The following is a 24962-nucleotide window of genomic DNA, read 5'->3' as shown; positions in this document are numbered from 1 at the left end:
ATATTGATCACATGCTGCATAGGATTTATCCTCGTCGGAATCATCTATCTGGTGGTCGCGCTATAGGGCAAAGTGTGACGATCAGATTTAGTTTTTTTAATAAAATAATAAAAAAATATTTATTATTGGTAGCGTTTGCATTATGATAGAAGGTGGGGATACCTATAAGACACCAGGAGGAGGTAGTGACATGACAACGAAAGAAAGCCATGCTTGGCTGAACAGCTATCCAGCAGAGGTAGCTCCTTCCTACCCATATTCCGAAACGGGGTTGCACGAATTTTTAAAGCAGGCCGCCGAGGAATATCCGGAAAAAACAGCCATTCACTTTAAGGGAAAGGATTTAACGTATCAAGAGCTGTTTGATTACAGCCTTCGGTTTGCGAATGCTCTGAAAACGTTAGGGGTAGAAAAAGGCGATCGTGTGGCGGTAATGCTTGCAAACACCCCTCAATCGGTGATTTGCTATTATGGAGCATTGTTTGCCGGCGGGGTCGTTGTGCAGATGAATCCTTTATTCGTGGAAAGGGAAATCGAGCAACAATTGATAGATTCAGATGCAAAAGTGCTCGTTTGTTTGGACATGGTCTTTCCGCGTGTGCAAAAAATTCGGCAAAATACTAGTTTAGAGCATGTGCTTGTCACGGGCATCAAAGATTTCTTGCCGTTCCCGAAAAACAAAATCTATCCTTTGATTCAAAAGAAAAATATGGGGATAAAAGTTGAAGTGACATATGACAGCGAGACCCACAATTGGAAGAGAATTGTGGAGAATGCAAGTAAGAAATTCGAGGAAGTGGCGATTGATTCCAAAAAAGACTTGGCTTTGATTCAGTATACGGGCGGGACGACTGGTGCTCCCAAAGGCGTGATGCTCACCCACTACAATCTTGTCGTTAACGCCGAACAGTGCATCCGGTGGATGTATAAAACCGAAAGAGGCGGGGAACGAATTTTGGCAGCGCTTCCGTTTTTTCACGTGTACGGCATGACGACGGCCATGAACCTTGGGATATTAAATATTGCCGAGTTAGTCATCGTGCCGAAATTCGACCCGAAAGAAGTGCTAAAGACGATCGAGAAGAAAAAAATCACGATGTTTCCGGGTGCTCCTACCATGTACATCGGATTAACGAACCATCCCGATATTGAAAAGCACGACCTTAGTTCGATAAAGGCTTGCTTAAGCGGGGCGGCACCGTTGCCGAGAGAAGTTCAACTTTCATTTGAAGAGAAAACGGGCGGCAAACTGGTCGAGGGGTACGGATTAACCGAAACCTCCCCGGTGGCATCTGCCAATCCGATTTGGGAGATGAACAAGAACGGCAGTATCGGCTTGCCGTGGCCGGACACGGAGATGGCAGCATTGGACCAAGAAACCGGGGAAATAGCCGGTATCAATGAAGTCGGAGAACTTGCCGTTCGCGGACCGCAGGTTATGCAAGGCTATTGGAAAAATGAAGAAGAGACGAACGCGGTTTTTAGCGGCGACTGGTTTAAAACCGGAGACATGGGTTATCAAGATGAAGATGGTTTTTTCTATATCGTCGATCGAAAAAAAGATATGATCATTGCCGGAGGATTTAATATCTACCCGAGAGAAGTGGAAGAAGTGCTCTATGAACACGAAGCCATTCTCGAGGCCGCAGTGGTCGGAGTTCCGCATCCTTATCGGGGGGAGACGGTAAAAGCATTTGTCGTATTAAAAGAAGGAAAAGAAGCCAGTAGCGAAGATCTGGAGACATTCTGCCGTTCAAAGCTGGCGGCATATAAAATTCCCCGTATTTTTGAACAAAGGGAAGAATTGCCGAAAACATTTGTCGGGAAGGTACTCAGACGCGCGCTTGTCGAGGAAGAAATGGAGAAAAATGAAGCAGATGAAACAGAGAAGAAACATGGGTAACAGGGATGGTTCCCATTTGACAGTTTTATCAACGTAAGATAGAATGAATGAAGAATCATTCATATATTGGGGCATCGCTCAGTGATCTGAAGCGCGTAAGGAGAAATCATGGCTTTAGATAAGAAAAACTCTCAAAAATACCAGTTGATTATTGACGCGGCAGTTACCGTTATTGCAAACCATGGGTATCACAATGCACAAGTCTCGAAGATTGCAAAAGAAGCAGGCGTGGCCGATGGTACCATCTATCTCTATTTTAAGAATAAAGAAGATATCCTTGTTTCCCTTTTCCGTATGAAAATGGGAGGGTTCATTTCCGCGATTGAAGATCGAATGGCAACATGCGACAATGCAGAAGAGAAGTTAAGGCAAGTTGTTCATATGCATTTCACCCAATTTTCGGCTCAACCGAATTTAAGCGTGGTGATGCAATTGGAAATGCGCCAATCCGAACGGGACTTGAGATTACAGATTAATGAAGTTCTCAAAGTGTACGTGCATTTAATGGAAGAAGTGATTGTGAGCGGAAAAGAGGAAGGTACCTTTAGTCAAAACCTTGATGAAAAACTTGGGCGGCAAATGCTCTTTGGCACCCTAGATGAAATGGTAACCAATTGGGTGATGAAAGAACGCAGATATGATTTGCGGAATCTTTCCAAGCCTGCATTTGACATGTTGCTGGGAGCCTTTAAAAGTGGTAGCTTAAGTGAAGACGCATGATTTCGTCTGAATCGCGCGCTCAAGCTTTCATAAAGCATTCCATTTTGTTCTTTTTAGAAAAGAAAGGGAGGAGAGAGGCATGAATATCTATGTCGTTATGAAAAGAACGTTCGACACAGAGGAAAAAGTAGAAATCAACGATGGCGTGATTGATGAGGAAGGTGCAGAATTTGTCATCAATCCATATGATGAGTATGCAATCGAAGAAGCGATCGTGCTAAAGGAAGCCCATGACGGGGAAGTTACCGTCGTCACTGTCGGGGATGAAGACGCGGAAAAGGAATTGCGCACCGCGCTTGCCATGGGAGCGGATCAAGCAGTTCTATTGGATACGGAAGACTTGGATGAGGAAGTTGACCATTACACCATTTCCGAAATGTTGACAGCTTATTTCAAAGATAAAGAGTATGATATCATCCTCGGTGGAAACGTTGCCGTCGATGACGGAGCGGGGCAAGTAGCTCCGAGGCTCGCAGAGAAACTTGATATCAATCAATTGACAACGATTACAAAACTTGAGATCGAAGGAACGACTGCGAACATTGAACGTGACATCGAGGGGGACGTGGAAATTATTGAAGCACAACTGCCTCTGCTTGTTACGTGCCAGCAAGGGTTGAACGAGCCTCGTTACCCGTCGTTGCCGGGAATCATGAAAGCGAAGAAAAAACCATTGGATACGCTGGATCTCGATGATCTCGATCTCGATGAAGATGACCTGGAAGCGAAAACAAAAACGATTGATCGCTTCTTGCCGCCGGAAAAAGAAGCGGGCAAGAAATTGGAAGGCGAACCTGCAGAACAAGTTCGGGAACTCGTCGATCTACTCAAAAATGAAGCCAAAGTTATATAAAGGAGGGGCCCATTCATGCCTGAAAAAGTATTGGTACTTGCAGAAGTCAGTGAAGGCGAATTAAGAAATGTCAGTTTCGAAACGATAGCCGCAGGACGGAAAATTGCCGGGGACAATGAAGTGGTAGCCCTGCTATGCGGCGAAAATGTAAGCGGTTTGAGCGAAGACCTTATTCACCACGGGGCAGATCGTGTCTTGGTTGCTGAAAATGAACATTTGAAAAGTTACACAACTGATGCGTATAAACAAGCGTTGCTGCAGGTGGTAGAAAAAGAATCACCGGACGCCTTGCTCCTTCCGCATACATCTCCCGGAAAAGATTTGGCACCGCGCATCGCGGCTAAATTGAACAATGGACTTGTGTCCGACGCGGTTGATTTAGAAGTAGATGGGGATGAAGTGATTTTCACCCGGCCGATTTATTCAGGCAAAGCGTTTGAAAAGAAAAGTGTTACGGACGGCGTAATTTTTGCAACCTTCAGGCCGAACAACATTCCGCCGTTGGAGGCAGACAGCAGCCGCAGCGGGGATGCGAGTACGGTGGACGTAGAGATTAAAGATCTGCGGACGGTTATCAAAGATGTCGTGAAAAAGACGAGCGGAGGCGTTGACTTGTCTGAAGCAAACGTCATCATTGCCGGCGGTCGCGGGGTTAAAAGTGCCGAAGGCTTTGAACCGCTCTATGAACTTGCAGACGTTCTTGGCGGAGCAGTAGGAGCTTCACGCGGAGCCTGTGACGCCGAATATTGTGATTACTCTTTGCAAATCGGTCAAACAGGGAAAGTTGTTACCCCGGATCTTTATATAGCTGTAGGCATTTCCGGGGCCATCCAACACTTGGCCGGGATGTCCAACTCGAAATGCATCGTAGCGATTAATAAGGATGCGGAATCGCCGATCTTTGATGTGGCCGATTACAGCCTGACCGGTGACCTTTTTGAGATCGTTCCATTGTTGATCGAAGAGTTTAAAAAAGTAACCGCTGACGCATAATAGCATGGAAACGGAGAGACAGTAACATTCATTATAGGATGTGCTGTCTCTTTCTAACTGACTTAATACTTCTCATCTCTAGAATAAGCAGATTGTTCGCAGCAATATCAATTCAATGCTACAATGCACATGTGGAATGAAGAAGAAAGGAAAGGAGATTATAAAGATGGCGATTAAGAATGTAACGGACCAGGATTTTGCCCAAGAAACTTCTGAAGGCGTCGTACTCGCTGACTTCTGGGCGACATGGTGCGGTCCTTGTAAAATGGTTGCTCCTGTTCTCGAGGAAATTGACGGCGAGATGGGCGACAAAATTACGATTGCTAAAGTAGACGTAGATGAAAATAAAGAAACGGCAGGAAAGTTTGGCGTTATGAGCATCCCTACGTTAATGGTATTCAAAGATGGAGAACAAGTAGAGCAAGTGGTTGGTTTCCAACCGAAAGAAGCGCTTGTTGAATTGCTGGAAAAGCACATTAGCTAAGCAAAATGAAAGCAGATGGAAAAGGGCCTGGTGTTGCATCAGGCTCTTTTCGGCTTGCGAATAGAGTGAAACTTCCATCAGCTGGCAAAAAGAAGGGAGGTGGCGGCAATGCAAGCATTGAAACAAAAAAGTGAAGTGATTCCGAGAAACCCGGGCTGTTATTTAATGAAAGACAAAAACGGCGTCGTCATATATGTCGGCAAAGCGGAAGTCCTTCGCAATCGTGTGCGGTCGTATTTTATCGGGAGCCATGATACGAAAACCCAAACCCTCGTTTCGCAAATCGTGGATTTTGAGTATATCTTGACCTCTTCGAATATTGAAGCCTTGATTTTGGAAATGAACTTGATTAAAAAATACGAGCCTAAATATAATGTGATGCTCAAAGACGACAAATCGTATCCTTATTTGAAAATAACAAACGAGGAACACCCCGACTTATTAAAACACGGCAAGTAAAAAAAGACGGAGGGCGTTACTTTGGCCCTTATCCCAACGCATTGGCCGCAAATGAAACGAAAAAGCTGTTGGACCGGTTGTATCCGCTCAGGAAATGCCGCACGCTCCCGGACCGGGTTTGTTTGTATTATCACATCGGCCAGTGTCTCGCTCCTTGTGAATTTCCTGTGTCCCCGCAAAAAAATGAAGCCCTCGTAAACGATATCCAGCGTTTTCTAAATAACGGCCATCAAGAAGTGCGCGCCGAGCTTGAAGAAAAAATGCACGCAGCATCGGAAGAATTAAACTTCGAGCGGGCAAAGGAAATGCGGGATCAAATTGAACATATTGATTCTGTCATGCAGAAGCAAAAGATGATGGCAACCGACGGGACGAATCGGGATGTTTTTGCATACGCGTATGACAAGGGCTGGATGTGTGTACAAGTCTTTTTTATTCGGCAAGGAAAGTTGATTGAGCGGGATGTGTCCCTGTTTCCTTTTTATCAAACGCCGGAAGAGGATTTTTTGACGTTTGTCGGGCAATTTTATTGGGATGACAATCATCTTAAACCGAAAGAAATTATAGTCCCGCCGAATGACTCTGCAACGTACATGAGGGAGATGCTCGGCATTAAAGTGTTGGAACCCAAACGAGGGCAAAAAAAGGAATTATTGGATCTCGCGACGAAAAATGCGGAAGCAGCCCTTAAAGAACGGTTTGACCTCATTGAACGTGATGAAGCACGAACGATACGGGCGGTGGAAAAGCTTGGGGAAGCGCTTGATATCGATCCGCCATATCGAATAGAGGCGTTTGACAATTCCAACATCCAGGGCACGAACCCTGTATCGGCCATGGTCGTTTTTGCAGACGGAAAGCCTTATAAAAAGGATTACCGCAAATATCGCGTCAAAGAAGTGCAGGGCCCGGATGATTACGCATCCATGAAAGAAGTGATCCGCAGACGTTACCTGCGTTTGTTGCGTGAAGAAGCGCCGCTTCCGGATTTGGTACTCGTCGATGGTGGAAAAGGGCAGTTGTCGGCGGCGGTCAGTGTTCTCCAAGATGAGCTCAATTTGCCGTTGCCCGTCGCGGGAATGGCAAAAGACGAAAAGCATAAAACATCGCAGCTATTGTTCGGGGAAGAGGCAGCTCCGGTGCAGCTCCCGAGAGACAGCCATGAGTTTTACCTCTTGCAAAGGATTCAGGATGAAGTTCACCGTTTTGCCGTTCAATTTCACCGGCAAACACGGGGGAAACGTTCCTTTGCATCTGTGCTTGATGATGTACCCGGCATTGGAGAAAAACGAAAACGGAAAATGCTGCGCCATTTCGGCTCATTGAAAAAAATGAAGGAAGCGAGCCTTGAAGATTTTAGGCAAGCATCGATTCCCGACCAAGTGGCGAAAGCTGTAATGGAGAAACTGCAAGAAAAGTAAAGGGCCTGAGGATGGGCCCTTGCTAAAACGGGTCAATATGAATGTGAAGTTTGATTCCGTTTCGTTTTTTTTCCATGGTCGCTTCCGCTACCGTGCCGTAGAGCAGTTCGAATTGCCCGGCTAAGAATCCTGCTTCCAAATGCCTGGAGAAAGCAGGTTTTTTTTCATCGCTCATTAATTGTAACTCGTATTTCCATTGGGTTTTGCTTTCCTTCTGTTTTTCAATCTTTCCCCAACCCGCGCGTTCAAAAAACGATGGAATTTCTTCTATGTCATCGAGAGGGGTCTTGCGGGCCAGTAATTTCCCCCCCAGTACATAATGGCATCATGGTCTTCATTAAGTAGTTCCGGCAACAAGGTTTTTCTAAGTAATTCATACCCATAATCACTGTATTTTCGACTTGTTTCTGACACACAAACCTCCCCACTTTCTTTTTCCATTATAAGCGTTACTGCAAAAGAAGACTATAGATAAGCGGGAATTTTTTTCGGTTGAAACCATTGGCATGGAGAAATTTGTCGACACCGGGCATTCAATGTGGCGTCCCTTTCTTGACGATATATGAGTGCACGAGTACAATAAAATTGTCGGAAAGATGAACGAACGTGTGACTTCTCGGATGCCCAGCTTGGAAACTTCACTGTATTTATTAGATTACATACTTGGCCAAAGGTTTCTATAGCCATACGTTTAAGATGATCCACGGGGCAACCTTGAAGCGCCGTGTATGTTCAGTGTCGAAAAGGAGGAATCTATAGAGAGACAGATAGGAGAATAGCGAGAGAGAATGGTTAAAAAAAGAGAGATCTTGTTGTGTTTTTGAAATCGTTTTTAATCCTATATGAAACAAGCAATATAGAGGGGAGCCTAATCGATGCCTCAGAATCAGGAATTCATGAATCGCAGACTGCATTCGCTGCTTGGTGTTATCCCGGTCGGTGCATTTCTTATTCAGCATTTAATTGTCAATCACTTTGCTGTTTATGGCGCAAGTTCATTTAATACGGCAGCGAACTTTATGGAAAGTTTGCCGTTTCGTTATGCGTTAGAAATCTTTTTGATCTTCCTCCCGCTTATGTATCACGCCATTTACGGTATTTACATTACGTTTACCGGCAAGAACAACACCCGTATGTTCGGTTTTTTCCGAAACGTTATGTTTTTAATTCAACGCATCACCGGAATTTTCCTGCTCATCTTTATCAGTTGGCACGTGTGGGAAACGAGGATTCAGGCCCAGTTTGGTGCAGAGGTTAACTATGATATGATGGCAGATATATTAAGCAGTCCGTTTATGCTTGTTTTTTATTTTGCTGGTGTACTGGCTGCTACGTTCCATTTTTCAAACGGACTTTGGTCGTTTGCCGTTACTTGGGGAATCACGGTTTCTCCTCGTTCTCAGCAAATCATGACATATGTAAGTCTAGGGGTCTTCATTGTCTTATCATTCATCGGCGTTCGTGCCATTTTGGCATTTATTGACCCCGGACTAGCAAACATGTAAGGAGTGGGAGTTCATGAGCAAAGAAAATATTATTGTTGTCGGAGGCGGTCTCGCCGGTTTAATGGCAACAATTAAAGCCGCGGAAGCGGGCATAAATGTAGATTTGTTCTCCATTGTACCGGTGAAACGATCACATTCCGTCTGTGCCCAAGGGGGCATAAATGGTGCCGTAAATACGAAAGGGGAAGGCGATTCGCCTTGGGAACATTTTGACGATACATTGTACGGGGGAGACTACCTTGCCAATCAGCCGCCCGTAAAAGCAATGACTGATGCAGCCCGAGCATTATCCATCTGCTGGACCGCATGGGCGTCATGTTTAACCGCAGCCCGGAAGGTTTGTTGGACTTCCGCCGCTTTGGAGGCACGCAATACCACCGTACCGCATACGCGGGCGCTACGACAGGCCAGCAATTGCTCTATGCGTTGGATGAGCAGGTGCGTCGCCATGAAGTAAACGGACTCGTACAAAAATATGAGAACTGGGAGTTCACCTCCGCGGTGATTGATGATGATGGACGCTGTCGAGGCATAACCGCCCAAAATTTAACGTCCATGGAAACGCAAAGCTTTCGGGCAGATGCCGTGATCGTAGCTACGGGCGGTCCGGGGATTATCTTTGGCAAATCCACGAACTCCATGATAAACACGGGCTTTGCGGCGGCCAAGTTGTATGAGCAAGGGGCTTATTATGCCAATGGCGAGTTTATTCAAATCCACCCGACGGCCATCCCCGGGGATGATAAATTGCGTCTCATGAGTGAGTCGGCACGCGGGGAAGGCGGTCGTGTATGGACGTATAAAGATAATAAACCATGGTACTTCCTGGAAGAAAAATACCCTGCTTATGGCAACCTGGTCCCTCGTGATATCGCGACGCGCGAGATCTTCGATGTGTGTGTGGAGCAGAAGCTGGGCATTAACGGCGAAAACATGGTTTATCTCGACCTCTCCCACAAAGATGCTCATGAGCTTGATGTGAAACTCGGCGGGATCATGGAAATTTATGAGAAATTTATGGGAGATGACCCTCGGAAAGTGCCAATGAAAATCTTCCCTGCCGTACATTACTCCATGGGCGGACTGTGGGTCGATTATGACCAAATGACGAATATCCCGGGGCTGTTCGCGGCCGGTGAAGTTGATTTTTCCCAGCATGGCGCGAACCGATTAGGTGCCAATTCGTTGCTGTCCGCGATCTATGGCGGCATGGTTGCCGGGCCGAAAGCAGTCGAATATATTCAGGGGCTGGATAAATCTGCAGAAGACCTTTCCTCTTCACTTTATGACGATGAGGTGAAGAAGGTCAGTGAAGAATATGAAAACATCCTTAAAAGCGACGGGAAAGAGAACGCGTATGAGCTTCATAGAGAGCTCGGTGAGTGGATGACCGATAACGTTACCGTCGTGCGTAATAATGAGAATCTCCTCAAAACCGATAATAAACTGCAAGAACTACTGGAGCGGATGGGAGACCTCAACATGCATGACACCGCGCGTTGGAGCAATCAAGCCGCGCCATTTGCCCGCCAAATGAAAGGGATGGTGGATTTAGCCCGTGTCATTACGATGGGCGCTTACCATCGGAATGAAAGCCGCGGTGCCCACTACAAGCCGGAATACCCGGACCGTAACGACGAAGACTTTTTAAAGACAACAAAAGCCAAGTACGATCCGTCGAAAAAAGGGCCGGCCATTGAATATGAAGATGTAGACACATCGTTGATCACACCAAGAAAACGGGACTACTCCAAGAATAAAACGACAGAGCAACAAGGAGCTGGGAAATCATGAGCGATCAACAAACGATTCGCATGCTTATTACTCGCCAAGACAGTCCGGATGATCAACCCTATGATGAAGAGTTTGAACTTGAATATAAACCGAACATGAATGTGATCAGCGCATTAATGGAGATTCGCCGAAATCCTGTCACCGCTGATGGTAAAGAATCCAAGCCCGTCGTTTGGGACATGAATTGTTTGGAGGAAGTGTGCGGTGCATGCTCGATGATCATCAATGGGAAACCCCAACAATCTTGTACAGCGCTTATTGATGATTTTGAGCAGCCCATTCGGCTGGAGCCGATGAAAACTTTTCCGGTCGTTCGGGATCTCATCGTTGACCGCAGCCGGATGTTCGACTCCTTGAAGAAAGTGAAAGCATGGATTCCGATTGATGGCACTTACGACCTTGGCCCGGGACCTCGAATTGCCGAAAACCGGCGCCAATGGGCATATGAATTATCCAAATGCATGACGTGCGGCGTTTGTTTGGAAGCTTGCCCAAATGTCAATAGCAATTCTGAATTCATTGGGCCCGCGGCTGTATCACAAGTTCGTCTTTTTAACGCGCACCCAACAGGAGAAATGAACAAACCGGACCGTCTGAATGCTTTGATGGGAGAAGGCGGTTTGCAGAACTGCGGCAACTCCCAAAACTGTGTGGAGTCTTGCCCGAAAGGCATTCCGCTCACGACCTCAATTGCAGCGCTAAACCGGGATCAAACGTTGCAGGCGTTTAAAAACTTTTTCGGCGGCGGCCAATAAATCCAGACGACAGAAAGCAGAAGCCGGAAATCGGAGGATCCTGAAAAAAGCCCTTTCCGACCTCTGGAAACGTATCATCGAGATAAAAAAATACGGATGTCCATCTTTGTGGGCATCCGTATTTTTTTGGCAGGGTATTTTGCGCGATCAGTTATAAATTTATGGATGACAGTATAAAAAGTTGGCGGAAGCCGATTTTTTTCTAATTTATTTATTCCATGAAGGAAAAATATGAAAAAACCGGCCTTCCACCGAAAGCCGGTGCTCATTAAATCTGGATTTCGCCAAGACGTATTAATTCGATTACTGCCTGTGAACGACCTTTAACCCCTAATTTTTGCATGGCGTTTGAGATGTGGTTGCGGACTGTTTTTTCGCTAATGTAAAGCTGTCCGGCGATCTCCTTTGTTGTTTGGTCCTTGACAAGCAGGTCAAAGACCTCTTTTTCCCTTTTTGTCAAAAGGGAGCGCGGAGCGCGTTCCAAATCCTTCACTCTCGTGTCACCCTTTCTATCCAGGCCACCTTTAGTACACGTCTTTTACAATTGAACATACGGAAGAAAGATTTTAGTCATCATATCGTATGTTTATAGGAGCCCGTCGGTGAGTGTCAAGGAAAAAAGTGGCGGACGACTAGTGGACGGTTTCGGCGTTTCTTGTAGCGAGCGTATATAATAAGGGTGTTGAATGGAAGCTTCCTGCTGTACCTTGTTTTATCCATGCATATATAATAAAATGTGTGCATGTACGTATAAAATAACGCTACTTACAAGCAGGGTTAGCCGTTCGCCCGCTTGCGGGGGTTGAAGCGAGAGTCTTACTGGCGCATCTATAATAAAAGATGCACATGTGCATATTCAGGAAGGCTTCGTACTAAGCAAAGGAACATAAAGGAGTCGAGATACATGAAACAAAAAACATTTACCATTACTGCAGAAACGGGATTGCACGCGCGTCCGGCTACCAACTTGGTGAATAAAGCCGGCCAGTTTTCTTCTGAAATTACAATTGAGGCCAAGGGAAAATCCGTAAACCTTAAGTCGATTATGGGCGTGATGTCATTAGGTGTTGGAAAGGGCGGCGAGGTACTCGTTACGGCGGACGGAGATGATGAAGAAAGGGCAATGGAAGCCCTGACAGAAACGATTCAAGAAGGATTGGGAGAATAATGGCGAATCAATTAAAAGGAATCGCCGCGTCCAGCGGCATAGCCATCGCCCATGCATTCCTCCTGGAGCAACCGGATTTAAACATTCAAAAGGAAATCGTGTCTGATGCTGACCGGGAAATCACGCGATTTCAAGATGCGCTGGATAAAGCAAAAATGGAACTGGAAACCATTCGGGAAAAAACGTCCGTGCAACAAGGCGAGGAAAATGCCGAAATTTTTTCAGCCCATATACTCGTACTTGAAGACCCGGAGATGATCGAAGCTGTCCAAGCAAAAATAAAAGATGACGGCGTCAACGCTTCGTTTGCGCTTCATGAGGTTTCTTCCATGTACATACAAATGTTTGAAGATATGGATAATGCGTACATGCAGGAACGGGCCGCGGATATTAAAGATGTTTCCCAACGCGTGCTTTTGCATTTGGCAGGGGTGGAAAATACGAGCCTTGCTGCTATCGAAGAAGAAACGATTATTTTATCGCATGATTTAACACCTTCCGATACTGCGCAACTGGATCGGCAGTATACGCTTGGTTTTGTAACAAACATCGGCGGCAGAACGTCCCATTCCGCGATTATGGCCCGCTCACTGGAGATTCCGGCGGTCGTTGGAACACAAAACATTACTTCCCTCGTACAGAGCGGGGATCTGCTTATTGTGGACGGCGCAAACGGGGAAATCGTTATTAACCCGGATGAGCCAACTTTAAACATGTATCGGGAGCGGCAACGGCAGATTGCGGCAGATAAAGCAGAGCAGAAAAAGCTCGTCGGCGAACCGTCTGTCACGGCGGAAGGAACGTGCGTGGAACTGGCTGCCAATATCGGCACACCCGATGACATGAAAGGGGTGCTCGAAAACGGAGCGGAAGGGATCGGTCTTTACCGGACAGAGTTTCTTTACATGGGACGGGACCGTTTGCCGGAAGAAGAGGAACAGTTTGAAGCCTATCGTACCGTTGTTGACCAAATGAATGGTGCCCCTGTGGTCATCCGCACGCTGGATATCGGAGGAGACAAAAAGCTTCCGTATCTTGATCTCCCTGAAGAGTTGAATCCGTTTCTTGGATTTCGGGCTATTCGGCTATGTTTGGAGAAAACGGAGATGTTCCGCACCCAGCTGCGCGCATTGCTTCGCGCGAGCCATTACGGAAACTTGAAAATCATGTTTCCCATGGTAGCGACATTGGAAGAATTTCGTGCGGCAAAAGCCCTTGTCGAGGAAGAAAAGAAACGGTTAAACGAAGCAGGGTACTCCTTTGATGAACATGTATCGGTCGGCATCATGGTCGAAATACCTTCCACCGCCGTTGCCGCTGCTGCATTTGCAAAAGAAGTGGATTTTTTCAGCATCGGAACCAATGATCTGGTGCAGTATACGTTGGCCGCTGACCGTATGAGCGAGCGTGTGGCTCATCTGTATCAACCGTATCATCCCGCGGTTTTGCAATTAATTAAAAATGTAATCGATGCTTCTCACGCAGAAGGTAAATGGACAGGGATGTGCGGGGAAATGGCCGGTGAAGAAACGGCACTCCCGCTATTGTTAGGGATGGGTTTGGATGAGTTCAGCATGAGTGCTGCCTCTATTTTACCAGCCCGAAGCCTTATGAGAACGTTAAATGTGAATGATGCCCAAGCGTTGGTTGAACGTGCGTTGGTCTGCGGCACAGCAGGTGAAGTAAAAGAAATGGTCCATACGCATGCCAAATAGGCGCCTGTCCGTTTTCTGGTATCTGACCTTAAAAAAGACGCGGAAGGCGTCTTTTTTTGGTCAAGTTTTCTAATGCAAACATTGTCTGGGACCTCTGCTTGCAATTCCATGAAAAAAAAGTGAAAATAAAAGGGGAGCGATTATCCAACCTGATATGTAAAGGGGGATTACATGGTGGATGCAGAAGCAGAGAGGGTTGAACAAATAGAAAAATCACTCCGGCGCATTTCCTATACGGTGAAACAGCGTGGACGCGAAATATTAAACCATTTTCCAATTACTCCCCCACAATTTATCGCTTTGCAATATTTGCAGGAAAAAGGTGACCTTACGATAGGAGAACTATCCTCGAAAATGTATCTGGCGTTTAGCACAACCACGGACCTCGTAGACCGTTTGGAAAGCAACGGGATGGTTGAACGCGTGAAAGACCAACAGGATCGCAGAGTGGTACGCGTGCATATCTTGGACCGCGGCAAAGACATTATTCGGGAAGTCATCCAAAAGCGGCAAGATTATTTAAGTGATATTTTGGCACATGTTTCAGTAGTAGAAATTGACCAGCTGCAACAAACACTTGCGTCGCTTCACGCGCAAATGGAAAAGGATCAATAGGAGCGAAAAACATTGAATACACCCATTGGCATCATTGATTCAGGGATCGGGGGGTTAACCGTCGCCAAGGAAATTGCCCGCCAACTACCAAAAGAGCCCATGATTTATATTGGCGATACCGCCCGTTGTCCGTATGGTCCGAGAACGGCTGCAGAGGTTCGAACGTTCACTTGGCAGATGATTGATCACCTTTTAAATGAAAATATTAAAATGCTCATTATTGCATGCAATACAGCGACAGCCGTCGTTCTTGAAGAGGTGCAGAAACAACTGCCGATACCGGTCGTCGGCGTTGTGCAACCGGGCGCATTGACGGCGCTAAATGTTACGAAAACAAAAGAGATCGCGGTGATTGGAACAGAGGGAACGGTAAAAAGCAACGCCTATCCGCAGGCCATTACAAGCATTCAAGGAGAAAAGGTTACCGTACATAGCCTCGCTTGCCCGGCGTTTGTCCCCCTTGTGGAGCAAGGAAGGGTGAGCGTTGAGGAGGCGCAGGAGGTCGTTACAGATACTTTAAAGCCTCTTCTGAAAAATTCTTTTGATACGCTGATCTTGGGATGCACCCATTATCCATTGCTTGCCCCGGTCATTAAGAATGTGGTCGGCGAGGACGTTCAAGTGATTTCGTCCGGTTCTGAAACAGCTCGGGAAGTGAGTACGCTTCTTCAATACCAAGGGTTGAATCAGAAAGACAATCGAACGCGGGATCATATATTCTTTACAACGGGATCGGTTCAACAATTTCAAGCGATCGCGAAGCGATGGATTGGACTTGAGGAAAAAATCGTTAATCATCTTATTTTGCCTTCCTATCTAGAAAGCTTTTCCTAATAATCCCCCAAGAAGGCTGGTCTATTTTTCCCTGCTAGCTCGTATACTTTGGATAGATAAGCTTTCTTAAGGAGGGGAAAAAGCGTGCGAAAGTTCTTGAAGGGGTCCTCTTTTCTCATGTTGACGGTGCTATTGGTGTATGGTTGTAGTTCAGGGAGCGATGAAGCAGAACAAAATGAGGCAGCGAGCAACGACGTACAGGAGGAAGGAACCTCCGAAATGGATACAGAGGAGGAAGATTCAGACGGGGAGGAACCGGCCGAAGACGAAGGAAATAAGGATGCTGAAGAAGAAGGGGTGGAAAGGGAGCTGTACTTGCTTGATGAAAATGGTCTTGTCGTCCCCCGGACATTTCAGTTTGAAAATGAGTCGGAAGTTCTCAAACAATCCCTTGAACACCTTGTCGTAGAGGGGCCGATTACGAACCAATTACCGAGCGGGCTCCAGGCAGTGTTGCCTCCGGACACGGAGGTTCAGGGCATTGATTTATCGGAGGATGGCACGGTTGCTGTGGATTTTTCACCTGAATTTGCAGAGTATCCCGAAGAACATGAAGAGGCCCTTTTACAAGCGGTTACGTGGACATTGACACAATTTGACGAGGTTGAACAAGTGGAAATCCAAATCAATGGCCATACACAAGAAACGCTTCCGAACGCGGACACGCCGGTCGGTGACGGCACAGCTGAAACAGTGGGCATTAACCTTGAAGGAAACGGTCCCGCTGATATAACGGCGAGCGAAGCAACAACGGTTTATTTTATTAGCGTGAAAGAAGATGATGAGTATTATGTGCCTGTTACCAGGCGAATCGATGGAGATGTAAATGAAGCTGAAGCTGTGGTTGATGCATTATTGAGCGGCCCGAGCCCGGAAACCGATTTAATTTCGGCATTACGCCAAAATGTGGAACTGGTTGACGAGCCTGAATTGGAAGATGGGGTTTTAACAGTAAACTTCAATGAAGCGTTGTTGGCTGAAAATGACGGAGAGGCTTTGGCCGAAGAAGCAATGGCCATGTTGACCCTTTCTTTGACAGGGATTGAAGGGGTAGAAGAAGTTGATTATCACGTTGAGGGAGAGTCCCAACTTGAACAGGTGGACGGCGAATCGTTTGCAGAACCGGTTTCGAGGCCTGCGATGGTCAACCAAGGGGAGTTTTAAGGGAAATGCAAGCAGGCTTAAAAAATGGTATAATCTGAATGGAAAAGGTAGCATCGTCGCCAATGCTGCCTTTTTCTGATGGAGGATGGAGAGATTAGCTCCCGAGGATAACATATACATAGGAATGCTAAGCATAGAAAAGAAAAAAGCAGGCAAGTGGAGGAGGAAACAGACATGCGCTTGGATGATAGAGAAAATCGGGAAGAATTGCGAGAAACGGTGATCGAGACGGATTATTTAAAGCATCCGGAAGGCTCCGTTTTCATCCGTGTCGGGGACACAAAGGTGATTTGTACAGCCAGTATTGAGAAGCGTGTACCGCCATTTTTACGCGGGCAAGGGAAAGGATGGATAACAGCGGAATACGCGATGCTTCCACGCGCGACGGGAGAACGCAATATCCGTGAATCTTCAAAAGGGAAAGTATCCGGACGGACGATGGAAATCCAGCGGTTGATCGGACGTGCGCTTCGTTCCGTCATTGACCTTGAAGCTTTTGGCGAGCGTACGGTCTGGGTTGATTGTGATGTGATTCAGGCGGATGGGGGAACGCGGACAGCCTCGATTACGGGAGCGTTTGTCGCGACCGTGATGGCATTTTCACGCTTGGCTCAAGATGTGGCCTTAAAATCTTTTCCGATTGTCGATTACCTGGCTGCAGTCTCCGTTGGCATTGACGATAAAGGAGAAGCGCTGCTTGACTTATGTTACGAAGAGGATTCGGCTGCTGCGGTGGACTTTAACGTCGTCATGACGGGATCCGGTCAATTTGTTGAGGTTCAGGGAACCGGTGAAGAAGCCACATTTTCCCGGGATCAATTGGATGAGATGCTTGGTTTGGCTGAAGAGGGCATTCAAAATCTGATCGGGATTCAAAAACAGGTATTGGATGACGCGGGGACGACACTTCCTGTAACGAGAGAAGGGAAAACATGAAAAACATTGTTTTGGCCACCAAAAACGAGGGTAAAAGAAAAGAATTGGAGACACTGTTGGCAGGTGCGGCAGCGGTATATTCTCTGCGCGACTATCCTGATTGCCCGGAAATTGAAGAGACAGGGGAAACATTTGTTGCCAATGCCCGCATCAAAGCCGATTATGTAGCGCAATTCACCGGCCTCCCTTCCCTTGCCGATGATTCCGGTTTGGCCGTTGATGCGCTCGATGGCTCCCCCGGAGTATATTCGGCCCGGTTTGCAGGAGAGGAAAAAAATGACGGAAAAAATAATGAAAAGCTGCTCCATTGTCTAGAGGGAGTGCCCCGGGAAGAACGAACGGCCCGATTTATTTGTGCCCTCGTGTATAAAAACCCAAATGGAGAGGCGATCGAAGTAGAGGGAACGTGTGAAGGAGAAATAGTGTCAGAACCGAAGGGGACGAATGGTTTCGGTTATGACCCGCTTATGTATATTCCCCAGTTGTACAAGACGTTAGCCGAACTTTCTTCGGAAGAAAAAAACCGCATCAGTCACCGCGGCAAAGCGTTGCAAAAAATGAAAGCTGAATGGGAAAAGTCGGGAATGTAGGGTTGCAACTGGTTGGATTTCCGGTTCATCATCTGTGGTGATCGGCCTTTCTAGGTGCAAAGGCTTAATGATGAAAGAGTAACAACTTATGAACATAAAAAGGGGTGAGGTTAGATGCAATGGCTTGTCGTCAGTGACACACATGGAGATCGCGAGGGTTTAAAAAAGCTCAGAGAACGCCATGCACAGCATGTTGAGGCCATGTTTCATTGTGGGGATTCCGAATTGGACAAGCAGGATCCGCTCCTGGAATCTTTTTATGTAGTGAGCGGAAATACGGATGCACCCGGAGAATTTCCCGAACATGAGGTTCCCGCTATCGGCGGGATTGACGTCTGGCTTACCCATGGGCATTTGTATCAAGTAAAGAGCACCAATCAACTTTTGCAACAAACCGCATTGGAAAAAGGCGCCTGTCTCGTTTTCCATGGCCATTCCCATCATGCCGGTGCCTACGAAAAAGACGGAATTACTTACGTGAACCCCGGCAGTTTAACATTGCCAAAAAAACCAACGGAACCAACTTATGCCCTCGTTACGATTGATTACGGGGAAGTCCAAGCGGTTCATTTTTATGAAAAAGACAGTGGAAATGAGATGAAAGACCTATCTTTCATGAAGTAATGGCCAAAAAATAAATTGGCCATTGACTCTGCCCTCACAATTCGCTATTATAGGTAATGTCGCTATGTCCCAGTAGCTCAGCTGGATAGAGCAACAGCCTTCTAAGCTGTAGGCCGCAGGTTCGAGTCCTGCCTGGGACGCCATTTACAGCGTTCGCATTAGCGATTTGGGGAGCGAATTTTCAACTTAGCACATACGTTCCCTGATAGAGAGAAAAAAAAGCGAAGGGAAAAAGGCTATTCGCCTGTCCCTTCTTGCTTAAAAAATCGGCTGAAATGAGAAGCGGAAACATGATCGATATCGACGATGTTGTGTCCGTATATATCCATCGTTGTCCCAATATTCGAATGGCGAGCACGTTCCGAGATTGATTTCATCGGGACGTTTTTTTGATCAAAAATGTGAAGGATAGATGTCGCAAGTCATGAAAACGTATTTTTCCAAGTTGTTTTTGGTGATAAACTTCCGCCACCAACGGGAAAAGCCATCCGGTCGCAGGGGTTTGCCGTAAATATCCCCAAACAAAAAGAGCGTGTCTTGATATTGCCAGCGATCGCGCATCTTCATTTTTTCTTGACGCTTCTCATGGATCACGCCTTGAATCATGTGCATAAGTTCCGGAGGAACGGCAGCTGTCCCCTCCAAGTGGTTTTTGATGGCCTTCACGCCAACGCCGCCGCCTTTCTTTTCATAGAGCGATTGCTCGAAAAAGATCGCTTGTCGATCCGCTAAGATGTGTTTTTCTTCTAAGGCTACGATCTCCGCTTCGCGTGCGGAGGTCACAAAGGCGATCCAAAACAAAAGCTGCTTGTCCTTCGGCTCGTGTTTAATGCATTCGATCAAATTCCACAACATTTCCGAGGAATAATTCAACTGCACCTTTCGCCCGGTTGTGGATGGCGTTTCGACCCCTTTCGCCGGTTTGCTCTGGATCAATCCGTACTTTTCAGCGCAATGAAACAGCGTATTGATAGCCTTGTAACAATTCGTTATACTAGATGCGGAAAGTTTGCTGAGTTTTCCATCCAATCGACGACCATCTTTTTTGAGATCTTCGATAAAGTTCACAATGTGGATGGTTTGGAATTCGGATATTGCCATCGCTCCGAACTTCGGCAATATTCTCTTTTCAATGATCGACTGCATTTCATGAAGCGTGTTCACCCCGAAACGCTCCGGCGCATATTTTTCGAGCCATTCGTTTACATAAAAATCTTTAAGTAGCATTTTATCAGGGCGTATGTAATGCCCGCTAAGGATCTCGCTTTCAAATTTGGCGAGTTTTTTTTTTGCTTCTGTTTGATTCTTCGCTTCGATCATTCGCCGTTCATAAATTTTTTTCTTCTTATCGGTGTAACCGATCACAACATTTAGGCGGTATTTATTATTTCGGCGTTTTTCAATGTATCCCACGTTATCCCTCCATTAGTCCATCTTTATCCGCTTCAAAGCAAAATCACTCGATACACCAAAATGTTCTTTCGTATCTTCGACCGCTTTCGCATAATGCGGCGATAAAATCAACTGTAAAAGAAAGTCAGGAACGCAAAAATATTACGCAAAATCCTCGTGCTCATGGGTCGGAAAATCAGTACCGATCGCCTTTTGACAGGGCGTGGCTTTTATAGTCGCGTCCCTTTTTACATAAAAAGCCCCCGCAATAGCGAGGGCAGGGAGATTAACAAGGCGATTCGCCATCGATAGCGTGCCAAGCATATTGTGTCCCGGATGATTCGAGGTTATTCCGATCGGAGTCGGTGTAAATCTCGAAATCTTGCTCGTAGTATCGTTGCGGCTGGCATCCGAACTGTCCATCAACCGCGCTTATGGTTACATCGACGTAAGCCGTTCTATCTTCCAAATTTTGAGTGAAAGCCGCTGAAAGCCCCGCCGCTAAAGATCCATGTAAACGATTCGAAACCCCAGAGCCGACGAGATAAGACGCGGAAGCGCTTGCGAATGCTTCGGCGGTCGATGTGTCCGCGGTGGAATAACTACGTTCATTAACCACTTGCATGTTGCTTGAATCCGGCATATGCGGAGGTGGATCGGAGGATGATTGGGCGCTTGCTTCGTCCGGACTAAGTACACCGAATGCAAAAATCGACGCGACAACCATCGACGCAAATGCACCTATAATATTTTTTTGTGGGATGCTTGCGATACTAGCAAACATAAAGGAAACACCTCCTAATAGAATTACACGGGAGATGCTACCTTATTTGATGGCAAATTTTAACCCTTTTTGTCATAAAATGTCGGAAATGATAAAAATGACCACATATATCGCCGCCCATGTCGGGATTTCGAGCAACATTCTTTTTTTGGATATAAGCGTGTGGCGATATGCTACATACGAATAGACAGACGTAATCACGAATAACAGAAACAGGGAAACGGCGAGTGGGAAAATCAGCGCCGATAGAACTGCCAAGGCTAAAGCTATTGCCCATACTTGCCTTATCCAATTTGGCATGGTTGTTTGTTCACGAGCATGTTGCATCATTGGTTTTCATCCTTTCTGTATGTCTGAACCCTTTTTTATTCGGCGGTCTTTTTTGGCATATAAGATAACTTCCAGCAAAACGATGCATGTCAAAGCAGACGCTATAAAACCATATAATGCAACGTTATCCCATCCAAATATACCAATAACAAGCAAAATGAAAATACTAGCAAATATAATTTGTCGGTAGCCTTTTTTTGCGATTCATCTTCCTTCCCTCCATAATGTGGTATTTTTGTTTGTTCGCGAGTATGTTGCATCATTGTTCTTTCATCCTTTTTTTTATAGATAAAGCCTTTTTATTCGGGGGCTTTATGTTGTTCTTTAAACCATTGCACGATCATAACGATGATGTAAATATAGGGAATAGCGACCAAAACAGATGTAGGGGCATCAATAAGAAGGAGAACGCCCGTCAAAATAAGCGTGACGATCGTTACTTCGACGTAAGGCCGCAATCGTTTAAGCATTATTGTTACCCCTTTGTTTTTTTCTCCGATGGATGAACAGATATTCCAGCGCATTGATCAAGGCCAAAAGAGTAAAAATTGCAATCGCCGATCCATAAATGATTTGCTCCAAATCAGAGGGGTTTAACGTAAGCAACCCCCAAATAGGGCGATTTGAACGATCAACAATATGTGATACATCACTTGCGGAACCGTTGTAAAAAACTTCCTCTGTTCTTGCGAAAAAAGGCCACGTTATCCCTCCAAAACCGTTCAATCATAGATGAATAGTGTGGCGGCAGATCCGCTCAGCATGGATGGCAATACAGCATCAATGCCGTAAAGCACACCTTTTATATTAGCATCAACCATTTCCTCCCATTCCTCAACCTCACCGGATCGTACGGCTCCTGTTAGCATTTGTGCCCAGCATTGTTGACAAAAATATCTACATAGCCTAATTCGGTTTGTACCTTTTCGGCGAGGTGATTAACGTCGTTTCGATCTGACATATCTGCTTGGACCGCCTCCGGACTATTCGTTATCTCTGTCATTTCACTTTTTACGTCGTTTAATTTGTCCAATCGACGGGCAGCCAGGGCAACATTTGCTCCTTCTGATTCTTTCTATTTGCTATTGGAAGTGTGTGGATGGCGGGCGATGGCCCGGCTAAGCCCCGAACGCCCGCCTGTTCTAGCGCTACCTTTTTTTCTTTGGTCATTGTAACATACCTCCTTATAAGTACACATGACCACTACCCATATAACGCACAAGACAACACGCGTTTGACGGTGAAAAAATGCTCAGGGACATCCCTCAGATGTCCGCACAGGAAGCTGCTTAGTAAGCCAGATAATGGGAACAACAAATCGTGGTCTGACAATGGAAGCGCAGAGCCGATCTTATCCATGCCATTAGGGCAACAGGCCCTAAACAAAAAAACACGAGCCGGAGCTCGTGCTAATTAAAGGAAGTCCTGTTCATAACTTGTAGCCACCGCTATTTTAATAAAGGACTCCTCAGTTTTATTATCTCCATTATTTAACAGATGATTCTAGTTAAGCGTTTGTTTTTGCGGACAAGTAGGTACCTGCATTACAAGCATTTCTTCTCGTTACATAAAGTATTGTATACCTCAATAAGAAAGGGGTATACGAAATGTTTAAAAAGTGGGATGAACTCGTCTTCGGTCTTGACTACGATGGTGATCGATATGAATGTACCTGCGAGCCTGTGAAGAAGAAACATGATCATCGCGAGCGCCGCCGCAAGCATAATCACTGTGGGTGCAACAATCACCATGGATGTGGATGCAAGGAAAAAGACGACAAAGAGCGCGAGAAAGAGTGCACAGTCAAATTCTATGTTGATTGTGACTAATCATAGTCCTCCGCGATCCCCTTTCCCCGATCCCTTGGCTTCCGTCAGGGGATCGTTCTTTATTCCTCAACAAAAAATACGAGCTGTAGCCCGTGTCAATTGATTGAATAATGGTCTGCAACGTTTTCAAGCTTAGCTGGATTGAAGTTTTCCAGTTAAATCTGAACGGCTGTATTCTCTAAAGAGTTTACAGACATAGCTTGTTTGTCTACCACCTTTTTATGTCGAAAATTCTTTGTTTTCAAAAGCTTATAACCTTGTTTAAAATGGAAATAGATACACAAATTACCATTCTTAGGAGGTTGAAACTATGGTAAAAAAAGCATTCATACAAGGAATAGTGGCGCTTTTCGTTGTAACCATCATCAGCTATGGCATGGTGGACAGTGCGGAAGCATCGCCCAGTTCATTAGTGGTTACGCAAAGTGAAGCGAACGAATTAGGGCAGAGTTTCACAACCACGCAAAACGTGACAAGGGATGAAATGTGGTCGTTTTATGATGATGCTGTATATGCTGAAAATAACGAAGCCTTTGTCACGGGAGTGGCAACAAGCATCGCTCTTTCTCCTCTCCGAAGGGTTGGGATTTCTGTATCCTCAGGAGCGGTAGCGTCTTACTTTTCCACATTTATCATTGACCATGGCTCAGATGCCGTTGTCAATGCGATCCGTAACAATCCAGACGCTCAAAGTTTCGATGTTACGCTTTCATATAGCAAAAATAGCGCCCGTGGACAAGACAATATTTATGATGTAGACGGGATGTCTATTAGTCCATCATCATAAAAGGAAAAGCCCCTATTTACGGAGCTTTACTTCGTTTCAAATATTCTTTGACTTCAATAGTTATAATCCCGAGAAGAGATACAGTCACAACGGTTGCAAGCACCACTTGTGGGAGGTCAAAGGATATAATCAAGGTGATGAGTACCAATGAAACGATGACTAGTTCAACATATCTTTTCCCACGTTCACTCATTTTTTTCTCCCCCTTTTCCCATGTTATAATGAACTAATGTAAGAAGGTATCTTTTGCAGGGTTGGGGGATTCTAGCCACCCCGTTTGCACTCTCTATTTTGCGTATGTGATTGTTTTTCGGATATCTTTTTATGACTGACTTTTTCTATACTATAGTACATATACCTGCACATTCTCAACAATCTATTAGGTGGCAAGTCCATCATGGGGGTAGACGCTCTTGCGGTTGCCCTTTTTTGAAAGGGTAAGAAATTATAAATTTTGGAGCCCGCTATGCCGGGGAGGGGTTAGGGTGGAGATATGGAACCTAATATTCTTCGACGTATATTCTGTTGGAACAATTTGTCGGAAAACATGGGGATCATACCCGCCCTATTGTCCTGCCAATGAACGATGCAAATCAGGTATTGCTAATCACCAAAAAAAACAGCAGAGATCTCTGCTGCTCCTTAAGGCCCGGTTTTCCATTAATTGAGTTTTCATTTTGTCACGATTCTGAATCAATGTTTCTTTTAATGGCAGCGCTTATGCATCAGCCGCGACGGCCAGTTGGGCTTCTTCATCATCTTCTTCGGCGGTCGTGGATATAAAAGTTCCGAATAGAAGCAAGACAATGAATAAAATAAAAATAATCCCTTGATTAAACGTTACTCCATCAAAACCTTCATACATGCCTAATTTCCCCTTTCTTGTTTTAAACGCTCATTTATTTTTTCCATAAGATCATTGACCGTCATATCACCGTTTTCCTTGATAAAATTATCGACCTGATTTTCATTGCCGTCATTATTTAAAGAAGGAAATTCTCCTGTAAGCAGCACTTCTATCGTAGGCTCATCACGGAATATGGAGACGAAGTTGGTTCTAAGTTTGCCCGTCACAAGCAAAGCAGCCGCAATGATCTCTATATTCCTTTCCTGTAATAAATCGAGCGTGTTATATGGGGGTCTCTTGTGATTCATAGTTACTCTCCTTTCCTCCTTGTATGTACGAATCGCTTTGTAAATAGCCTATGCAACATCCTTATGTATGGTGAACGAGGTGGTGCAAGGAGTGATACTTATCTTGTGATACTGCCAAAATTACTTAGCTGTGTTTTTAAAAAAATGAATCT

General features: G+C 45.6%; 28 protein-coding genes, 1 tRNA gene and 2 pseudogenes. 19 read left to right on the top strand and 12 right to left on the bottom strand.

Annotated elements, in window-relative coordinates; genetic code table 11:
- Positions 1-190 precede the first annotated feature (190 nt).
- The 6 genes and pseudogenes from EPH95_RS07725 to uvrC all read left to right on the top strand — a co-directional run bounded on the left by EPH95_RS07725 (position 191) and on the right by uvrC (position 6833).
- Positions 191-1903 (top strand): long-chain-fatty-acid--CoA ligase, encoded by a 1713-nt coding sequence (locus tag EPH95_RS07725; protein WP_142088827.1) that lies wholly within the window; start codon positions 191-193, stop codon positions 1901-1903.
- A 108-nt stretch (positions 1904-2011) separates the two neighbouring features.
- The gene (locus tag EPH95_RS07720) at positions 2012-2623 is read left to right on the top strand and encodes a fatty acid metabolism transcriptional regulator FadR (RefSeq protein ID WP_142088825.1); all 612 of its coding nucleotides are present in this window, start codon (positions 2012-2014) and stop codon (positions 2621-2623) included.
- 79 nt (positions 2624-2702) lie between these two features.
- Positions 2703-3476 carry an electron transfer flavoprotein subunit beta/FixA family protein gene (locus EPH95_RS07715; protein WP_142088823.1) on the top strand — a complete coding sequence of 258 codons (774 nt, stop codon included), beginning with the start codon at positions 2703-2705 and terminating at the stop codon, positions 3474-3476.
- 15 nt (positions 3477-3491) lie between these two features.
- Positions 3492-4469: an electron transfer flavoprotein subunit alpha/FixB family protein gene (locus EPH95_RS07710; RefSeq protein WP_142088821.1), complete on the top strand. Its 978-nt coding sequence runs from the start codon at positions 3492-3494 to the stop codon at positions 4467-4469.
- Between the two features lie 166 nt (positions 4470-4635).
- Entirely contained in the window at positions 4636-4953 is a 318-nt protein-coding gene (gene trxA / locus EPH95_RS07705; RefSeq protein ID WP_142088819.1) for a thioredoxin, read from the top strand.
- A 108-nt stretch (positions 4954-5061) separates the two neighbouring features.
- A pseudogene (uvrC, locus tag EPH95_RS07700) lies at positions 5062-6833 on the top strand (excinuclease ABC subunit UvrC).
- Between the two features lie 22 nt (positions 6834-6855).
- On the opposite strand, the gene EPH95_RS07695 reads toward uvrC, so the two are convergent.
- Entirely contained in the window at positions 6856-7095 is a 240-nt protein-coding gene (locus tag EPH95_RS07695) for a YslB family protein (RefSeq protein WP_264372016.1), read from the bottom strand.
- Positions 7096-7100: 5 nt separating this feature from the next.
- Positions 7101-7247, bottom strand: a complete 147-nt coding sequence (locus tag EPH95_RS18770; protein WP_160141682.1) for a hypothetical protein — start codon at positions 7245-7247, stop codon at positions 7101-7103.
- Positions 7248-7708: 461 nt separating this feature from the next.
- On the opposite strand from EPH95_RS18770, the gene EPH95_RS07690 reads away from it, so the two are divergent.
- From EPH95_RS07690 to sdhB, 3 genes and pseudogenes are all read left to right on the top strand, one after another.
- Entirely contained in the window at positions 7709-8338 is a 630-nt protein-coding gene (locus tag EPH95_RS07690; RefSeq protein WP_142088815.1) for a succinate dehydrogenase cytochrome b558 subunit, read from the top strand.
- Between the two features lie 13 nt (positions 8339-8351).
- Positions 8352-10132: pseudogene (gene sdhA / locus EPH95_RS07685) on the top strand (succinate dehydrogenase flavoprotein subunit).
- Complete coding sequence (gene sdhB, locus EPH95_RS07680) at positions 10129-10887, top strand: succinate dehydrogenase iron-sulfur subunit (protein WP_142088812.1); 759 nt, start codon at positions 10129-10131, stop codon at positions 10885-10887. The pseudogene sdhA and the gene sdhB overlap by 4 nt, the downstream one beginning before the upstream one ends.
- Before the next feature lie 268 nt (positions 10888-11155).
- Here the strand turns inward: sdhB and EPH95_RS07675 are convergent, their stop codons facing one another.
- Positions 11156-11380, bottom strand: coding sequence for a helix-turn-helix domain-containing protein (locus tag EPH95_RS07675; RefSeq protein WP_114372061.1), 225 nt, complete (start codon positions 11378-11380; stop codon positions 11156-11158).
- 411 nt (positions 11381-11791) lie between these two features.
- On the opposite strand from EPH95_RS07675, the gene EPH95_RS07670 reads away from it, so the two are divergent.
- From EPH95_RS07670 to EPH95_RS07630, 9 genes are all read left to right on the top strand, one after another.
- The gene (locus EPH95_RS07670) at positions 11792-12055 is read left to right on the top strand and encodes a phosphocarrier protein HPr (protein WP_142088810.1); all 264 of its coding nucleotides are present in this window, start codon (positions 11792-11794) and stop codon (positions 12053-12055) included.
- Positions 12055-13770, top strand: coding sequence for a phosphoenolpyruvate--protein phosphotransferase (ptsP, locus tag EPH95_RS07665; RefSeq protein ID WP_142088808.1), 1716 nt, complete (start codon positions 12055-12057; stop codon positions 13768-13770). The genes EPH95_RS07670 and ptsP overlap by 1 nt, the downstream gene beginning before the upstream one ends.
- 171 nt (positions 13771-13941) lie before the next feature.
- Positions 13942-14385 carry a MarR family winged helix-turn-helix transcriptional regulator gene (locus EPH95_RS07660; RefSeq protein ID WP_142088806.1) on the top strand — a complete coding sequence of 148 codons (444 nt, stop codon included), beginning with the start codon at positions 13942-13944 and terminating at the stop codon, positions 14383-14385.
- 12 nt (positions 14386-14397) lie between these two features.
- Entirely contained in the window at positions 14398-15219 is an 822-nt protein-coding gene (racE, locus tag EPH95_RS07655; RefSeq protein WP_142088804.1) for a glutamate racemase, read from the top strand.
- An 84-nt stretch (positions 15220-15303) separates the two neighbouring features.
- Positions 15304-16383, top strand: a complete 1080-nt coding sequence (locus EPH95_RS07650) for a GerMN domain-containing protein (protein WP_142088802.1) — start codon at positions 15304-15306, stop codon at positions 16381-16383.
- Between the two features lie 174 nt (positions 16384-16557).
- Positions 16558-17319, top strand: coding sequence for a ribonuclease PH (gene rph / locus EPH95_RS07645; protein ID WP_142088800.1), 762 nt, complete (start codon positions 16558-16560; stop codon positions 17317-17319).
- A complete protein-coding gene (locus EPH95_RS07640) occupies positions 17316-17909 on the top strand; it encodes an XTP/dITP diphosphatase (RefSeq protein WP_142088798.1) in 594 nt (197 codons plus the stop codon). The genes rph and EPH95_RS07640 overlap by 4 nt, the downstream gene beginning before the upstream one ends.
- Before the next feature lie 114 nt (positions 17910-18023).
- The gene (locus EPH95_RS07635; protein WP_142088796.1) at positions 18024-18533 is read left to right on the top strand and encodes a metallophosphoesterase; all 510 of its coding nucleotides are present in this window, start codon (positions 18024-18026) and stop codon (positions 18531-18533) included.
- 66 nt (positions 18534-18599) lie between these two features.
- Positions 18600-18676: transfer RNA gene (locus EPH95_RS07630), tRNA-Arg, on the top strand.
- Between the two features lie 250 nt (positions 18677-18926).
- On the opposite strand, the gene EPH95_RS07620 is transcribed toward EPH95_RS07630, so the two are convergent.
- The 6 genes from EPH95_RS07620 to EPH95_RS18760 all read right to left on the bottom strand — a co-directional run bounded on the left by EPH95_RS07620 (position 18927) and on the right by EPH95_RS18760 (position 22209).
- A complete protein-coding gene (locus EPH95_RS07620; RefSeq protein WP_142088791.1) occupies positions 18927-19946 on the bottom strand; it encodes a site-specific integrase in 1020 nt (339 codons plus the stop codon).
- A gap of 265 nt (positions 19947-20211) precedes the next feature.
- Positions 20212-20709 carry a hypothetical protein gene (locus tag EPH95_RS07615; protein WP_142088789.1) on the bottom strand — a complete coding sequence of 166 codons (498 nt, stop codon included), beginning with the start codon at positions 20707-20709 and terminating at the stop codon, positions 20212-20214.
- 72 nt (positions 20710-20781) lie between these two features.
- A complete protein-coding gene (locus EPH95_RS07610) occupies positions 20782-21039 on the bottom strand; it encodes a hypothetical protein (RefSeq protein ID WP_142088787.1) in 258 nt (85 codons plus the stop codon).
- A 299-nt stretch (positions 21040-21338) separates the two neighbouring features.
- A complete protein-coding gene (locus EPH95_RS18765) occupies positions 21339-21509 on the bottom strand; it encodes a hypothetical protein (protein WP_160141681.1) in 171 nt (56 codons plus the stop codon).
- Positions 21510-21901: 392 nt separating this feature from the next.
- Positions 21902-22072, bottom strand: coding sequence for an SDR family NAD(P)-dependent oxidoreductase (locus EPH95_RS07605; RefSeq protein ID WP_160141680.1), 171 nt, complete (start codon positions 22070-22072; stop codon positions 21902-21904).
- On the bottom strand, positions 22060-22209 hold the full coding sequence (locus EPH95_RS18760) for a hypothetical protein (protein WP_160141679.1): 150 nt from the start codon (positions 22207-22209) through the stop codon (positions 22060-22062). The genes EPH95_RS07605 and EPH95_RS18760 overlap by 13 nt, the downstream gene beginning before the upstream one ends.
- A 969-nt stretch (positions 22210-23178) precedes the next feature.
- On the opposite strand from EPH95_RS18760, the gene EPH95_RS07600 reads away from it, so the two are divergent.
- Positions 23179-23655, top strand: coding sequence for a hypothetical protein (locus EPH95_RS07600; protein WP_142088782.1), 477 nt, complete (start codon positions 23179-23181; stop codon positions 23653-23655).
- Between the two features lie 16 nt (positions 23656-23671).
- Here the strand turns inward: EPH95_RS07600 and EPH95_RS18755 are convergent, their stop codons facing one another.
- The 3 genes from EPH95_RS18755 to EPH95_RS07595 all read right to left on the bottom strand — a co-directional run bounded on the left by EPH95_RS18755 (position 23672) and on the right by EPH95_RS07595 (position 24810).
- Positions 23672-23848: a hypothetical protein gene (locus EPH95_RS18755; RefSeq protein ID WP_160141678.1), complete on the bottom strand. Its 177-nt coding sequence runs from the start codon at positions 23846-23848 to the stop codon at positions 23672-23674.
- Between the two features lie 525 nt (positions 23849-24373).
- On the bottom strand, positions 24374-24520 hold the full coding sequence (locus tag EPH95_RS18750) for a hypothetical protein (RefSeq protein ID WP_160141677.1): 147 nt from the start codon (positions 24518-24520) through the stop codon (positions 24374-24376).
- A 2-nt stretch (positions 24521-24522) separates the two neighbouring features.
- Positions 24523-24810 (bottom strand): hypothetical protein, encoded by a 288-nt coding sequence (locus tag EPH95_RS07595; RefSeq protein WP_142088780.1) that lies wholly within the window; start codon positions 24808-24810, stop codon positions 24523-24525.
- Positions 24811-24962: the final 152 nt, after the last annotated feature.

It is taken from the genome of Salicibibacter halophilus (genome assembly GCF_006740705.1).
Classification (GTDB): domain Bacteria; phylum Bacillota; class Bacilli; order Bacillales; family Marinococcaceae; genus Salicibibacter; species Salicibibacter halophilus.
Note: the sequence above shows the minus strand (reverse complement) of the source record. Positions and strands in the feature narration are given on the sequence as shown.

Bases quoted from the DNA above. Each gene is read 5' to 3' on its own strand.
- EPH95_RS07725 (WP_142088827.1), top strand. From the start codon at position 191: ATGACAACGAAAGAAAGCCATGCTTGGCTGAACAGCTATCCAGCAGAG.
- EPH95_RS07720 (WP_142088825.1), top strand. From the start codon at position 2,012: ATGGCTTTAGATAAGAAAAACTCTCAAAAATACCAGTTGATTATTGAC.
- EPH95_RS07715 (WP_142088823.1), top strand. From the start codon at position 2,703: ATGAATATCTATGTCGTTATGAAAAGAACGTTCGACACAGAGGAAAAA.
- EPH95_RS07710 (WP_142088821.1), top strand. From the start codon at position 3,492: ATGCCTGAAAAAGTATTGGTACTTGCAGAAGTCAGTGAAGGCGAATTA.
- trxA (WP_142088819.1), top strand. From the start codon at position 4,636: ATGGCGATTAAGAATGTAACGGACCAGGATTTTGCCCAAGAAACTTCT.
- EPH95_RS07690 (WP_142088815.1), top strand. From the start codon at position 7,709: ATGCCTCAGAATCAGGAATTCATGAATCGCAGACTGCATTCGCTGCTT.
- sdhB (WP_142088812.1), top strand. From the start codon at position 10,129: ATGAGCGATCAACAAACGATTCGCATGCTTATTACTCGCCAAGACAGT.
- EPH95_RS07670 (WP_142088810.1), top strand. From the start codon at position 11,792: ATGAAACAAAAAACATTTACCATTACTGCAGAAACGGGATTGCACGCG.
- ptsP (WP_142088808.1), top strand. From the start codon at position 12,055: ATGGCGAATCAATTAAAAGGAATCGCCGCGTCCAGCGGCATAGCCATC.
- EPH95_RS07660 (WP_142088806.1), top strand. From the start codon at position 13,942: ATGGTGGATGCAGAAGCAGAGAGGGTTGAACAAATAGAAAAATCACTC.
- rph (WP_142088800.1), top strand. From the start codon at position 16,558: ATGCGCTTGGATGATAGAGAAAATCGGGAAGAATTGCGAGAAACGGTG.
- EPH95_RS07640 (WP_142088798.1), top strand. From the start codon at position 17,316: ATGAAAAACATTGTTTTGGCCACCAAAAACGAGGGTAAAAGAAAAGAA.
- EPH95_RS07635 (WP_142088796.1), top strand. From the start codon at position 18,024: ATGCAATGGCTTGTCGTCAGTGACACACATGGAGATCGCGAGGGTTTA.
- EPH95_RS07615 (WP_142088789.1), bottom strand. From the start codon at position 20,709: ATGTTTGCTAGTATCGCAAGCATCCCACAAAAAAATATTATAGGTGCA.
- EPH95_RS07610 (WP_142088787.1), bottom strand. From the start codon at position 21,039: ATGATGCAACATGCTCGTGAACAAACAACCATGCCAAATTGGATAAGG.
- EPH95_RS18765 (WP_160141681.1), bottom strand. From the start codon at position 21,509: ATGCTTAAACGATTGCGGCCTTACGTCGAAGTAACGATCGTCACGCTT.
- EPH95_RS18760 (WP_160141679.1), bottom strand. From the start codon at position 22,209: ATGACCAAAGAAAAAAAGGTAGCGCTAGAACAGGCGGGCGTTCGGGGC.
- EPH95_RS07600 (WP_142088782.1), top strand. From the start codon at position 23,179: ATGGTAAAAAAAGCATTCATACAAGGAATAGTGGCGCTTTTCGTTGTA.
- EPH95_RS18755 (WP_160141678.1), bottom strand. From the start codon at position 23,848: ATGAGTGAACGTGGGAAAAGATATGTTGAACTAGTCATCGTTTCATTG.
- EPH95_RS18750 (WP_160141677.1), bottom strand. From the start codon at position 24,520: ATGTATGAAGGTTTTGATGGAGTAACGTTTAATCAAGGGATTATTTTT.
- EPH95_RS07595 (WP_142088780.1), bottom strand. From the start codon at position 24,810: ATGAATCACAAGAGACCCCCATATAACACGCTCGATTTATTACAGGAA.